This is a genomic window from Sulfurospirillum sp. UCH001, from assembly GCF_001548035.1.
Lineage (GTDB): Bacteria > Campylobacterota > Campylobacteria > Campylobacterales > Sulfurospirillaceae > Sulfurospirillum.
The window spans coordinates 1,376,056-1,389,407 of the sequence record NZ_AP014723.1 but is presented as its reverse complement, the minus strand read 5'-3'; the positions used below and the strand labels follow the sequence as shown (position 1 = coordinate 1,389,407).

General features: G+C 37.6%; 13 protein-coding genes. 9 read left to right on the top strand and 4 right to left on the bottom strand.

Annotated features, from left to right (window positions below):
• Positions 1-5: 5 nt before the first annotated feature.
• Complete coding sequence (locus UCH001_RS06950; RefSeq protein ID WP_067176114.1) at positions 6-959, bottom strand: NAD(P)-binding domain-containing protein; 954 nt, start codon at positions 957-959, stop codon at positions 6-8.
• Positions 960-1,079: 120 nt separating this feature from the next.
• On the opposite strand from UCH001_RS06950, the gene UCH001_RS06945 reads away from it, so the two are divergent.
• The 4 genes from UCH001_RS06945 to UCH001_RS06930 are packed head-to-tail and all read left to right on the top strand — an operon-like array spanning position 1,080 to position 3,815.
• On the top strand, positions 1,080-2,315 hold the full coding sequence (locus UCH001_RS06945; protein WP_067176111.1) for a glutamate-5-semialdehyde dehydrogenase: 1,236 nt from the start codon (positions 1,080-1,082) through the stop codon (positions 2,313-2,315).
• Complete coding sequence (locus UCH001_RS06940; RefSeq protein ID WP_067176108.1) at positions 2,312-2,890, top strand: ATP-binding cassette domain-containing protein; 579 nt, start codon at positions 2,312-2,314, stop codon at positions 2,888-2,890. The genes UCH001_RS06945 and UCH001_RS06940 overlap by 4 nt, the downstream gene beginning before the upstream one ends.
• A gap of 12 nt (positions 2,891-2,902) precedes the next feature.
• Entirely contained in the window at positions 2,903-3,523 is a 621-nt protein-coding gene (locus tag UCH001_RS06935; RefSeq protein WP_067176105.1) for a DedA family protein, read from the top strand.
• 10 nt (positions 3,524-3,533) lie between these two features.
• Positions 3,534-3,815 carry a DnaJ domain-containing protein gene (locus UCH001_RS06930; protein ID WP_067176103.1) on the top strand — a complete coding sequence of 94 codons (282 nt, stop codon included), beginning with the start codon at positions 3,534-3,536 and terminating at the stop codon, positions 3,813-3,815.
• A 3-nt stretch (positions 3,816-3,818) separates the two neighbouring features.
• On the opposite strand, the gene UCH001_RS06925 is transcribed toward UCH001_RS06930, so the two are convergent.
• From UCH001_RS06925 to UCH001_RS06915, 3 genes are all read right to left on the bottom strand, one after another.
• A complete protein-coding gene (locus UCH001_RS06925) occupies positions 3,819-4,706 on the bottom strand; it encodes a cation diffusion facilitator family transporter (RefSeq protein ID WP_067176100.1) in 888 nt (295 codons plus the stop codon).
• Positions 4,707-4,791: 85 nt separating this feature from the next.
• Positions 4,792-6,156, bottom strand: coding sequence for a class II 3-deoxy-7-phosphoheptulonate synthase (locus UCH001_RS06920; protein ID WP_067176098.1), 1,365 nt, complete (start codon positions 6,154-6,156; stop codon positions 4,792-4,794).
• Positions 6,157-6,229: 73 nt separating this feature from the next.
• Complete coding sequence (locus UCH001_RS06915) at positions 6,230-8,341, bottom strand: methyl-accepting chemotaxis protein (protein ID WP_067176096.1); 2,112 nt, start codon at positions 8,339-8,341, stop codon at positions 6,230-6,232.
• Positions 8,342-8,749: 408 nt separating this feature from the next.
• Here UCH001_RS06915 and UCH001_RS06910 point away from each other — a divergent pair, with 408 nt between their 5' ends.
• The 5 genes from UCH001_RS06910 to UCH001_RS06890 all read left to right on the top strand — a co-directional run bounded on the left by UCH001_RS06910 (position 8,750) and on the right by UCH001_RS06890 (position 13,319).
• Positions 8,750-9,778 (top strand): amino acid ABC transporter substrate-binding protein, encoded by a 1,029-nt coding sequence (locus UCH001_RS06910; protein WP_231963909.1) that lies wholly within the window; start codon positions 8,750-8,752, stop codon positions 9,776-9,778.
• A gap of 68 nt (positions 9,779-9,846) precedes the next feature.
• Complete coding sequence (locus UCH001_RS06905; protein ID WP_067176089.1) at positions 9,847-11,001, top strand: amino acid ABC transporter permease; 1,155 nt, start codon at positions 9,847-9,849, stop codon at positions 10,999-11,001.
• Between the two features lies 1 nt (position 11,002).
• The gene (locus UCH001_RS06900) at positions 11,003-12,088 is read left to right on the top strand and encodes an amino acid ABC transporter permease (RefSeq protein WP_067176087.1); all 1,086 of its coding nucleotides are present in this window, start codon (positions 11,003-11,005) and stop codon (positions 12,086-12,088) included.
• A 27-nt stretch (positions 12,089-12,115) separates the two neighbouring features.
• Positions 12,116-12,844, top strand: a complete 729-nt coding sequence (locus UCH001_RS06895) for an amino acid ABC transporter ATP-binding protein (RefSeq protein WP_231963991.1) — start codon at positions 12,116-12,118, stop codon at positions 12,842-12,844.
• Between the two features lie 25 nt (positions 12,845-12,869).
• Positions 12,870-13,319, top strand: a complete 450-nt coding sequence (locus tag UCH001_RS06890; protein WP_067176082.1) for a hypothetical protein — start codon at positions 12,870-12,872, stop codon at positions 13,317-13,319.
• The last annotated feature ends 33 nt before the right edge of the window (positions 13,320-13,352 follow it).

Genomic DNA, 13,352 nt, shown 5'->3' with positions numbered 1-13,352 from the left:
CTTAATTATTTTGCGTTTAAGATATGTGTTACAATTTCATATGCGTGATTAAGTGCAATAGCGATACTTCCACCACTTTTAACTGCAATGTCACCTGCAAGGTAGAGCCCTTTGGTTTTTGTTTCAAAATGCTCATCAAACTCTGGTTTCCCTTCACTATCAAATGTAATACCACATTTTTTGAGGAAGTCAACAGGCGTTGTTCCACCAATAGCATACACAACTCGGTCATAAACGGTGTAATAACCGTCAGTAAAGTTGACTTTTACCAAACCATTTTCATTTTCAATGGAGACTATGTCCATACCAAGGCGTAAACGTAATTTTTCTTGACCATTGTATTCGTGAATCATTTTTAGATTGATTTCATTGAGTCTGCTAAAGGTATCGCGGCGATAATTCAGTGTAACATTATTTGTTTTGGAAAGCTCAATAGCATACTCTACTGCTGAATTTCCTCCACCGACAATGAGAAGTTTTTCTCCTTGTGAACATTTGTCGAGGTTAAAATTGATACGCTCTTTAAGTGAAATCGGTAAGGTATAATCAGGCTTATTTGGTTTACCCATCGTACCAATAGCTACAACAACGTTTTTAGCTCTATAGCCTGCTTTGGTTGTAACGATATGAAATTCATCGCCCTCTTGTGTGATACTTTCAACTTCGCTGTTAAATGCTGAGTCAATTTCACCTGAATCTAAGAGTGAATCAAAATAATTGAGTGTACTCTCTTTTGTTCCATCACGAAAGTCAATTGTACCTCTTAATTCAATTTCTTGACCTTTGTAGTTTTTATCAACTCTTTTGTTATCTTTATAAAATTTACGGATGGTTTGTGAGTGGTTGTCACCCTTCTCAATCATCATAATATGCTTAATACCAAGAACTTTAGCTTCAACTGCTGCACCAATACCACCAGGTCCCCCGCCGATAATGACTAAATCGTAAATCTGCTGCATTTTATTATCCTTACTATTATTCTCTTTTAATGCTAACTATTATACTCTGAACATACTTATGACACATTAAATATAAAAAGTGTAAAATCCCATCAAATGCCATTCTAAGGAACAATTAACGTGCAAACTTTCTTAAAACATGCCAAATCTGCCAGTCGTATTATCGCGACACTTGATCCGAAAACAAAAAATGATGTTTTAGCAGACATGGCAGGTACTTTGGAATCACAAAGCGAGCGTATAATTTTTGAAAACCAAAAAGATTTAGACAATGCGAAAAAAAACAACTTAAGCTCGGCTATGGTGGATAGACTTTTACTCAATTCCAAGCGCATTGCAGAGATGGCAAAAGCAATTCGTGAGATTGCGAGCTTGAAAGAACCTGTTGGAAGAGTTTTAGAGGGATGGGTTGTTCCTAGCGGTATTAAGATTGAAAAAGTAACTATTCCTATTGGAGTTATTGGCATTATTTATGAAAGTCGTCCTAATGTTACCAGTGATACTGCTGCACTTTGCTTCAAAAGTGGCAATGCATGTGTTCTTAAAGGCGGAAAAGAGGCATTTCATAGCAATGCTATCATCGCTTCACTGTTACAAGAGGTCTTAGAAAAACATCATTTGCCAAAAGAAATTATCTCACTTTTACCAGATGCAAGTCGTGAAGGTGTTGCAAAGCTCATTAAAATGGACAAATATGTAGATCTTATCATCCCACGTGGAGGAGAAGCACTCATTCGTTTTGTGAGTGAAAATGCCACCGTTCCTGTAGTCAAACACGATAAAGGTGTGTGTCATACGTATGTCGATAAAGATGCTAACTTGGAAAAAGCTATTGAGATTGTCTTAAACGCAAAATGCCAACGTCCAAGTGCGTGTAATTCACTTGAGACCCTTTTAGTCCATGAAGCCATTGCAAAAGATTTTTTACCACGTATGAAAGAGGCTCTTTTACTTACAGGTGCTCAGATAAAAGGGTGCGAAAAAACACATGAACTTTTGAATGTACCACTTGCAGAAGATAAAGATTATCATACAGAGCATCTATGTAATGCCCTAAATATCAAAATTGTAGAAAACATGGATGAAGCGATTACACATATCGCTGAGTATGGTTCTTCTCATTCTGAAGCAATTTTAAGTGAAAACTATACATTAGTTGAACGATTTTTGAATGAAGTCGATGCTGCGTGTGTGTATGCCAATGCTTCGACACGCTTTACCGATGGTGGTGAGTTTGGCTTTGGTGCAGAAGTAGGCATCAGTACAAACAAACTTCATGCACGTGGACCTATGGGTATTAATGATTTAACGACCTACAAGTTCAAAGTTTACGGTAAAGGGCAAATTCGCGAATGAATAAAGAGGTTTTACGTGTAGAAAACCTTACCTTTGGATATAAAAATTCAAAGCTTTTATATAACAATTTTTCTTTGCATGTTAATGTGGGAGAAGTTGTTGCTATTTTAGGAGCGAGCGGTAGTGGTAAAAGCACGCTTTTTGAGCTGATAACAGGTAATCTCAAACCTAAAAGTGGCACTATTGGGGCGATGAAACTCTCGCAGATTTTTCAAGACCCCTATACATCGTTTCATCCAACTTACACCATCATCAATCAAATCAGTGATGTAGCACACTTAGAAGGCCTTCATCAACTCTGCCACGCACTCGATCTTGATCCCGATGTTTTGGCTCAAAAACCCCATCAACTCAGTGGTGGGCAACTTCAAAGATGCTCAATTTTAAGAGCACTTTTGATGAAACCAGATCTTATCTTAGCAGATGAGCCGACTTCTGCTCTTGATAACATCACAGGACTTCACGTAATGCAGCTGTTGATGCAATTTTTAGACAGAGTGGGTATATTGCTTATTACACATGACAAACATTTAGCTTCATGGTGTAGTGATCGCATGATCGAATTAAAATCTTAGATTAGGAATAGAATGCACGTTATTATTGATTGGATTGTTCAAACGGTTGGAGCATTAGGTTATTTTGGTATTTTTGTGATGATGGCAATTGAAAGCAGTATCTTTCCCCTTCCAAGTGAAGTGGTTATGATTCCTGCTGGGTATTTGTGTGCTAAGGGTGAAATGGAGTTGTGGATAGTGATTGCACTTGGTACGCTTGGAAGTATCGCAGGAGCATTATTAAACTACTACTTGGCCGTAAAATTGGGCCGAAAACTCATTTTAAAATACGGTCATTATGTTTTTTTTACGCCAGAAACTCTTGAAAAAGTAGAAGTATTCTTCAAAACACACGGTTCCTTTTCAACGTTTACGGGAAGACTTATTCCTGTCATTCGCCATTATATCTCTCTTCCTGCAGGTCTTGCACGTATGAACCTTGGCATTTTTTGTTTTTATACAGGCTTTGGTGCTGGAATTTGGGTGAGTATATTGACTTTTTTAGGCTATTTTTTTGGACAAAACGAAGCATTACTCAATGAACATTTACATACGATCACGATTGCTGTGATTGCGTTTATTGTTGTTGCCGGTGTCATTTATATTTGGCTGCACAAGAAAAAAGAACACAAGCGAAAGTCAAAAAAGTTCTAAAGGAGAGGCAATGTTCCAAGGTTTAGAGTACAGTGATTTTGAAAAAGCACTTTCAACCTTGGGCGTTGTCGCCAAAACTGATAAAAAGACCCTTCATAAACTCTATCTCTCGCTTTCAAGAGAATTTCATCCTGACGCACCAAATGGGGATACTTCCAAATTTCAAGAAATCAACGATGCGTACCGTTTAATTAAAGAGTATATGGAAAATTATCGCTTTGATTTTGATGAAGCAGAATTTAAAAAGCAAAATCCCTATTTTTCATTAAAAGATTGGCTGAGTGGACGATAAGCGTTAAAATTCAAATACATCTACATAAATTTGCATTTTATGGTGCTTGAGCATCTTTTGAATCTTATTTTTCAACTCTTTAATATCTTGTTCTATCTCATATCCTGTTGCATCATCTTTGACATTCATTGAGATAATCAATAAAACTTCATTAGAGCCAACGAACATACTGCGCACAGCATTGATGTGAACCAATACATTCGATTCACTTTTAATCACATTTTTTATCTGTTTTATTGTTTCTCTATCGAGGCTTTCACCAATAAGCAACTTCTTAAGTTCAATAAATAAAATACTAGAAAGTCCTATAAGTAGCGTACCTATCATTAATGCTGCGATACCATCAAAAATAGGATGAACAAAAACCGATAAAGCCAGTCCTAACGTTAGAATAATCAAACCGATTAACGCACCTGTATCTTCAATTAAGACAACAAGAATATGAGATGATGAGCTGTTTTTGATCGTTAAAAACATATTTTTAAGCGTAGAATTGCTCTCTTTAAGAGCAACTTTTAAAGCACTGCCCTCAAGTAAAATCGATAAAACGATGATGCCTAAAATAAGTAAAGGATTTTCAATAGGTTGTGGATGTTGAATACGATGAAATCCTTCGTAGAGAGAGAATAAACCACCAAGCAAAAAAAGAACAACGGCTACAACAAAAGACCAAAAAAAGTTTGCTTTTCCTTGTCCAAATGAGTGATACTCTGAACGCCCCCTTGATGCTTGCTTTTCACCCAGCATTACTAATGCCTGATTGCCACAATCTGCTGTGCTATGGATAGCTTCTGCCATCATTGATGCAGAACCTGTAAAAAATGCTGCTGCTCCTTTCGATAATGCAATGACACCATTAGCAAATAATGCAGCTTTAACACTTTTTGACATTTAAATCCTTTGTAGGCTAGATTGATACATTTCAAGAGGTATCTTCCAAGTAAAGATTTTTCTTTTACTTGGAAGAAGTTTATTTTTAGTGCGCTAAAAATCTTTGTCGCGCAGCTTTAAGAGAATCTGCAATGAGGAAAGCAAGCTCTAGTGCTTGGTTTGCATTTAGACGTGGGTCACACTGTGTGTGGTAACGGCATGCAAGGTTTTCTTCTGTAATTTCTTGTGCACCACCGATGCACTCAGTGACATCTTGACCAGTCATCTCTAAGTGAACACCACCAGGGAAGGTACCTTCTTGTTCATGAACTTTAAAGAATCCTTTAACTTCACGAAGTACTTCATCAAATGAACGTGTTTTATAGTTGTTAGAAGCTTTGATGGTATTGCCATGCATTGGGTCAATACTCCATAAAACATTTGCACCCGCTTCTTTAACTGCACGAACGAGTTTTGGGAACTCTTTTTCAATTTTATCTGCACCCATGCGAACGATGATGTTTAGACGACCTGCTTCATTTTCAGGATTGAGTTTGTTTATGAGTTTCATCAAGCTCTCAGCGGTCATAGTTGGTCCAGCTTTGATGCCAATAGGATTTTTAACCCCTGAAAGGAATTCTACGTGCGCATCATCGACATCACGTGTACGATCACCTATCCAGAGCATGTGCGCTGAACAGTCGTACCAGTCATTGGTTAAACTATCTTGGCGAGTAAGTGCCTCTTCATAGTTCAAAAGAAGTGCTTCGTGTGATGTGTAAACGACTGTTTCATTGATATTTGGTGTATTAGCAGAAGTAATGCCGCACGCTTCCATAAATGCCAATGTTTCAGAGATACGCTCACAAAGGTGTTCATAACGGTCGCCCAATGGACTCTCTTTTACAAAGCCAAGTGTCCATTTGTGAACTTGGTGCAAGTCTGCCAAACCACCACGTGAAAACGCTCTAAGGAGGTTCATTGTTGCTGCTGATTGGTTATAGGCTTTGAGCATTCGCTTTGGATTTGGAACCCTTGCGTCTTCTGTAAAGTCAATATCATTAATGATGTCACCACGATAGCTCGGAAGTTTTACACCATTTAACTCTTCATAGTCAGATGAGCGAGGTTTTGCAAACTGACCAGCAAGACGTCCTACTTTAACGATAGGACAACCACCAGCGAATGTTAAAACAACAGCCATTTGAAGCATGACTTTAAACATATCGCGAATATTGACAGCGTTAAACTCACTAAAGCTCTCAGCACAATCACCACCCTGAAGCAAGAAAGCTTTACCGTGTACAACATCTGCTAACGATGCTTTAAGTTGACGCACTTCTCCAGCAAAAACTAACGGTGGATATTTGCTGAGTTCTTGCTCAACATTTTTCAACAACTCTTGGTTCGTATAAGTTGGTTGTTGCTTGATTGGTTTTTCTCTCCATGATGCGCGCGTCCAAGAACTCATAAATGACCCTTAATAGAATTTTTACTTATTATAATGCGATTGGCTTTAAAGACAATTGAATAGCAAAACAAAATCATGAAGTTTTAAACTGCCCTACAGTTTTGCTCAGTGAATTAACATGGTGTGTCACGCTATCTGAGATGGTTTTGACTTGATGATTAAGGTGTGTTAACTCACTGACTTCACTGCTAATGGCATTGGCATGCATCATTGTATTTTTGGAGTCTTCGTAAATTTTATACACATCCTCTTTCATCTCTAAGATAACCTCTTTTTGATCCACTAAAATAGCATCAATTGTTTGTAATGAATGTGTTGAAATTTCAATGCCTTTATCGACTGTATTGTTAACATTTTGCATACTAGAAAGCGCTTCATTGACATTTCCATTGATGTTATTGACTATCGCTTCAATGCGAACGGTTGCTTTATCGGTCATATCTGCAAGTTTTCTCACCTCTTCTGCCACTACCGCAAATCCTCGCCCCTGTTCTCCTGCACGACTGGCTTCAACCGCAGCATTTAAAGAGAGAAGATTGGTTTTATCGGTGATATCCTTAATGGTTTCTATCATCGAAGAGACTTCTGCCACATTTTGTTCTAGTGTAAAGATAATTTTTGTTGTGTCACTGGCAATAGCCTTAATATTGCCTATGGATGACTCAACATTACCAAGACTATTGGCAACTTGCGTTTGTGTATGAGCGATCTTTTGGCTCATAGCATCTGCTTTATTGACTGAGTTTTGAATAGAGTTATTTTGTGTTTGGATGTGTGAAACAATATTTTGAATACTCACACCAATTTGCTCGATCTTTTTCCCTGTCACCACAATGGTATTGGTTAGATGTTGGTTGAGATTGAGAAGATTGATAAGTGATGTTTTGGTTTTTTTCAAAATGGTATCAAAGATGTCGATAACACTGTTAATCCAAACGGCAGTACGTCTGTTCTCATCTTTGGCAAATCTGTTAAGATCTGCTCGTTTTGTAATGTCGCCATCACCCTCAACAAATCCTTGCAATAGGGCCCGCAGTGAAGCGTATTTGGCAAAAAAATCAGAAAGTTCTTTGCCCATCATACCTAGTATCATCAAAAGGGATGCTATGGTTATTAATCCGACCTCTTGAATACGGCCTAAAAATGGCATAAAACTAAGTGTTACATAATAAGCACTCGGAATAAATAAGCCAATTAAAATCGCCATTTTAAAATAGATCTTATGACGAAACTGCATAATGTCATAAACCTCTAAAAGATCACCCTCGCACATCATTCCCCATTTATCTAAGCTGTAAGGAAGTGTGACCGTAATTCCTTTTCCGATGACAGGAATACCCCTATAATCAGGATATCCAGGATATGCACAAAAGAGGTTTGAGCCTTTTTTTATAGTGTTGGCAACTCCAGGATGAAGCGCACCAGTGGAAGGGTCATTAAAGACAATTTCAAATTCGGTATGCTGTTTGATGGAAATAATACCTTGCTCTGTATGCACACCCTCTTTGAGGTTTTCTCCAAAACTGAAGGTATTGTCTTCAAAACGTGAGCGAGAAAGTGCCGTACCTGTTTTGATGTTTTTATTAAAATAAGGTTCTATCATGAACAAATAGTTATCGCCCGATTCTTTGAAAATATGCCCTGCTTCGCGTTGAATGAGATCGCTAAGAGTGTCATTGGAGACACGTGCTACCAAAACACAACTTTCATTGTTGATTTTAAAACTCTTCATAAACGCAAGTGTGACTCGGTCATGAAATGTTGAAGCTTTTGGTTTAAAAAAGAGCGTATCATCATCGATATAAGGACCAAATAAAAGTTGAGATGATCCAAGTAATACATAGTCAAGTGCTTCACCAAAACCGCTTTCATCGTATTTGTACTCTTTTAATGGTCGGTTGTTTGAACTAAAAAGCATTTTCTTTGCAGAATTAAGCACATAGTATTCTAAGATAGCTTCACTCAGTTTTTCTTGCTCTTTCAATATAGAAACAACGTCACATTCTTCTTGTTCTAATAAAATTGCACTATTCTCAACTTCACGCCAAATTTCATTTGCCCATTCAATCATAATACGTTTTCGTGTTTGTGCAATACCATCAAAGGCAGTTTCTACTGCGCTCAACATCGCTTTGTTTCTAAACCATTTTGGTAGGATGATACATTTATCTTTAAATGAGAACAAAAGAAAGCTCCTTCATGCCTTAATTTGATTAATTTTTAATCATGCAATGATATTTATCGTAATGAGTAATAATGTAATACGAAACACTTCGTTAAATGTAGTAATAAAAAAGCGACATTGACGCATTACCTACACTAAGTGTTATCAAACTAAAACTCACCGAAATATCGTCTTTTTAAAGCTTTGTATATTTAAAAAAACAACGATAAACTATACAAAAATGTGAAAACTCTTTCAATGCAAGATATGATTAAAAATTAATCAGTTTTTATTAAAAAAGTGAAAATAAGCGAAAAGATAGCAATTTTACACACTATGTCATATTGATTAATAAATAGGCAGTTTTTTCGCCGAAAAATAAAATTTAGTGTGTAAAATTCTTTTCATATCAACTTAGAAAGGAAGATAATGATGTTACGTTCTCAATTTGCTAAGATCTCTTTAGCAACCATTACAGTTTTGGGTCTTGGCTCAACAACACTCAGTGCAGATACTCTCGCAGAGGTACAAAAACAAGGTTTTGTAAAATGTGGTGTTGATGGTGGACTCCCTGGCTTCTCAGAAGTAGGCAGTGATGGTATCTATAAAGGTATTGACGTTGACCAATGCCGCGCTGTTGCAGCAGCTGTTTTGGGTGACGCAAAGAAAGTAAAATATATTGCCCTTAATGCAAAAGAGCGTTTGACAGCGCTTCAATCAGGCGAAATCGATATGCTTTCACGTAACACAACGTGGACTCAGACACGTGACACTTCTTTAGGTCTCAACTTCACAGGTGTAACCTATTATGATGGTCAAGGTTTTATGGTGACTAAAAAGTTAGGCGTTAAAAGTGCAAAAGAACTTGATGGCGCTTCTATTTGTCTTCAAACAGGAACGACAACAGAGCTAAATGTTGCTGACTACTTTAGAACTAACAAAATGAAATACAAACTCGTCTCTTACGATACGAATGACCAAGTGGTTAAAGCGTATGAAAGCGGTAGATGTGATGTTTTAACCTCAGATCAATCTCAACTTTACGGTTTGAGAATCAAACTTTTAAAACCTGATGAGTCTGTCGTTCTTCCAGAAGTTATCTCAAAAGAGCCTTTAGGACCGGTTGTTCGTAAGGGCGATGGTAAATGGTTTGACATCGTTCGCTGGACATCTTATGCAATGTTGGCAGCTGAAGAAGCAGGTGTTACAAGTGCCAATGTTGATGCGATGCTCAAATCTGACAACCCAGACATCAAACGTCTTTTAGGCGTTGAAGGACAGATGGGTGAAAACTTAGGGCTTAAAAAAGATTTTGCTTATAACATCATCAAGCAAGTTGGTAACTATGGCGAATCTTTCGAAAAAACTGTAGGACAAGGCTCTCCTCTTAAAATTTCAAGAGGTTACAACGCTCTTTGGACACATGGTGGACTCCAATACGCACCTCCTTTTAGATAATAGATTAGATATTAAGTCATACAAAGGGCAGATTTCTGCCCTTAATCTTAAAGCATAAAGGAATACGTATGTTAACACTTTTGAGAAATCAAAAGATTAGAGGAATTATTTTCCAATTATTGACCGTTATTGGCTTGGTTGCTTTTTTGTGGTATATTGGCACCAATACTGTCGCCAATATAGAACAAAGGGGCATTCAAACAGGCTTTGGCTTTTTGAATGGAACAGCTGGATTTGGTATTGATCAATCACCTATCCCTTACACAGAAGAAAACACACATGGACGTGTTTTTATTGTAGGACTTCTTAATACAATCATTATCGCTTTTGTTGGTATTATCTGTGCAACACTTGTGGGACTCATTATTGGTATTTTGAGACTTTCTCGCAACTGGTTGATCGCAAAACTTGCAAAAGCCTATGTTGATTTTTTTAGAAATATACCGCTTTTGCTTCAAATACTCTTTTGGTACAACGTAGTACTTCGCGCTATGCCAAATCCCAAACAGAGTTTTAACTTTTTTGATATGATATTTATCAATAACAGAGGCCTTTACTTCCCTCTTCCTGAATACAATACAACGTTTTTTATGATGGTTGGAAGTCTTTTTTGTGCTCTTTTTGCTGCTATCGCGCTCAATGCTTGGGCAAATAAGCGTAAAGAAGCCACGGGTGAAGATTTTATCGTCTTCCCATTTGCAATAGGAATCTTTATACTCTTTCCTGTTCTTGCCTATTTCATAGGTGGAGCACATCTAAACTTTAGTTTTCCAGAGCTTCGTGGTTTTAACTTCAAAGGGGGGAAAACACTCTCTCCTGAATTTTTAGCATTGACATTTGCACTTACTATCTATACAGCAACGTTTATTGCAGAAGCAGTTCGTTCAGGTATTGAAGCGGTCAGTCACGGTCAAAAAGAGGCTGCTGCCTCTATGGGATTTAGTCCGTATCAATCTCTAAAATTGGTTATTTTACCTCAAGCAATCCGTATTGCTATTCCACCGATTATTAACCAATATCTCAATCTCATTAAAAACTCTTCATTAGCAACGGCTGTAGGGTATCCTGAAATTGTTACTGTTTTTGCAGGAACATCACTGAACCAAGTAGGACAAGCGATTGAAATTATTTCGATGACGATGCTCGTTTATCTCATCATCAGTTTAATCGTATCGGCACTTCTGAACTGGTTCAACCATAAAATGAAGATTCAGGAGCGCTAATATGGCAACCTATGAAAAAAAACAAGAACGTAAAGCGCCTTCTAATACAAAAGGTGCGACATTTTGGATTCGAGAAAATCTATTTTCATCACCGCTTAATGTTGCTCTAACGCTCTTAGGTGTGATGATTCTTTTTTGGATTATTCCACCGTTTGTCAAATGGGCTTATATCAATGCAAACTTTGCGGGCTCAACACGTGAAGATTGTGTCAGTGGCGGAGCGTGTTGGGTATTTATACGTATGAAAATCGATATGTTTATGTATGGATTTTACCCTTCTGATCTGAGATGGAGGGTTAATAGCGTTTATGGACTTTTCTTTGTCCTTATTGTCGCGTTTAAGTACCTTAAAAGTCCTTTACTCAAAGTGGCTTTAGCCCATATTTACTTTATTGCTGGCTTTTTCCTCGTACATGGTGGTTTCTTTGGTATGGAAACAGTGCCTACCGATAAATGGGGCGGTTTGATGCTGACCATTATGGTAGCGGCTGTGGGTATTGTCGCTGCATTTCCTTTGGGTGTACTCTTAGCCCTTGGTCGTGCGTCACATTTACCGATCATTAAAAGTATCAGTGTTACGTATATTGAGTTTATCAGGGGTGTGCCGCTTATTACAATTTTATTTATGTCATCGATTATTTTGCCACTCTTCTTTCCTGAGGGCATGACATTTGATAAATTGCTCAGAGCTCTTATTGGTATTGCGATGTTTGAAGCTGCATATATTGCAGAAAACATTCGTGGTGGACTTCAGTCTATTCCAAAAGGTCAATACGAAGCTGCTGATGCCATAGGACTTTCATACTGGCAAAAAATGTTTTTAGTCATTCTTCCGCAAGCATTAAAAGTAGCCATTCCAAATCTTGTTGGTGTCTCCATTGCCCTTTTTCAAGATACGACGCTTGTGCTTATCATTGGGCTATTTGACCTGCTTGCGATGGTTCGCTTAAGTGCTGCAGACTCATACTGGTTAGGGTATGAAACGGAAGGTTATGTGTTTGTTACCTTTATCTTTTGGTTCTTTTGTTACTCTATGTCTAACTTTAGCCAAAAGCTCGAAAAACGATTTAATACCAATTTGAGATAGGAATAGAAGATGAAAGATAGAAAAGATATCATAGAAATTAAAAACTTAAACAAATGGTATGGTGATTTTCATGTATTAAAAGACATCAACCTTACAATTAAAAAAGGTGAAATCATCGTTGTCTGTGGACCTTCAGGTTCAGGTAAATCAACACTTATTCGTTGTATCAATTACTTAGAGCAGTTTCAAGAAGGTAGCATCACCGTGGATGGCATTGATCTTATTAACGATGTTAAAAAAATCAAAGCCATTCGTGAAGAAGTTGCCATGGTGTTCCAACACTTTAATCTCTTCCCGCATTTAACGATTTTAGACAATCTTACACTTGCGCCTATTTGGGTTCGAAAAATGCCACGTAAAGAGGCAGAAGCAATGGCAATGAAGTATTTGGAGCGCGTAGGTATTGCAAATCAAGCACACAAATACCCAAATCAGCTTTCAGGCGGACAACAACAGCGCGTTGCGATCGCACGAAGTTTATGTAAAAATCCAAAAATTATGCTTTTTGATGAGCCAACTTCTGCGCTTGATCCTGAAATGGTTGCTGAAGTTTTGGATGTTATGATAGAATTAGCACGCGAAGATAAAACAATGGTGTGTGTAACGCATGAGATGGGCTTTGCTAAAAAGGTAGCCGATAGAATTATCTTTATGGATGCAGGTCAAATCGTTGAAGAAAACACACCTGAAGAGTTTTTCCAAAATCCTGAGTCAGATCGACTTAAACTCTTTTTGGAGCAAATCTTATCGCACTGATTTTGTTATAAGATGAGGATAAGAGATGGAGCAATTGATTCCTGTTTTGATGATTGTAGCGATGGTAGCTTTTGTACTGGTAAAACAGATAGGTAAATTAACAAACAGGTTAGATACCTTTGTTGATGAAAGTTCACATGAACGTTATGCTAAGTTCTCAGCGATCATCCAAGAGCGTGTACGTGAAATCAAACAGAGCCTTGATAGTTCTAAAACGCCTAATGAGCGTCCTTTTAAACTTCTTGAAGGAAAAAATGAAGAAGAAGCGTTAGAGCTTCTTTCTAACTTCATTCGCAAACTAGTCTTTTTTGAAACACTCATGGCAAAACAAAAAAGTTCACAAGAAATTGAAGCAGAGCTTTTTGAGCTTTTAAGTCACTTAGATACATTTCTTAAAGAGTATTGTGTCGATGGAGAAGCACTTGCAGATGTGCTTCGAGAAAGTCTTTTGGAAGCATACGAACAACTAGATTAAACACAAGTGAGGAGCTTTTCTCCTCACTCTTTC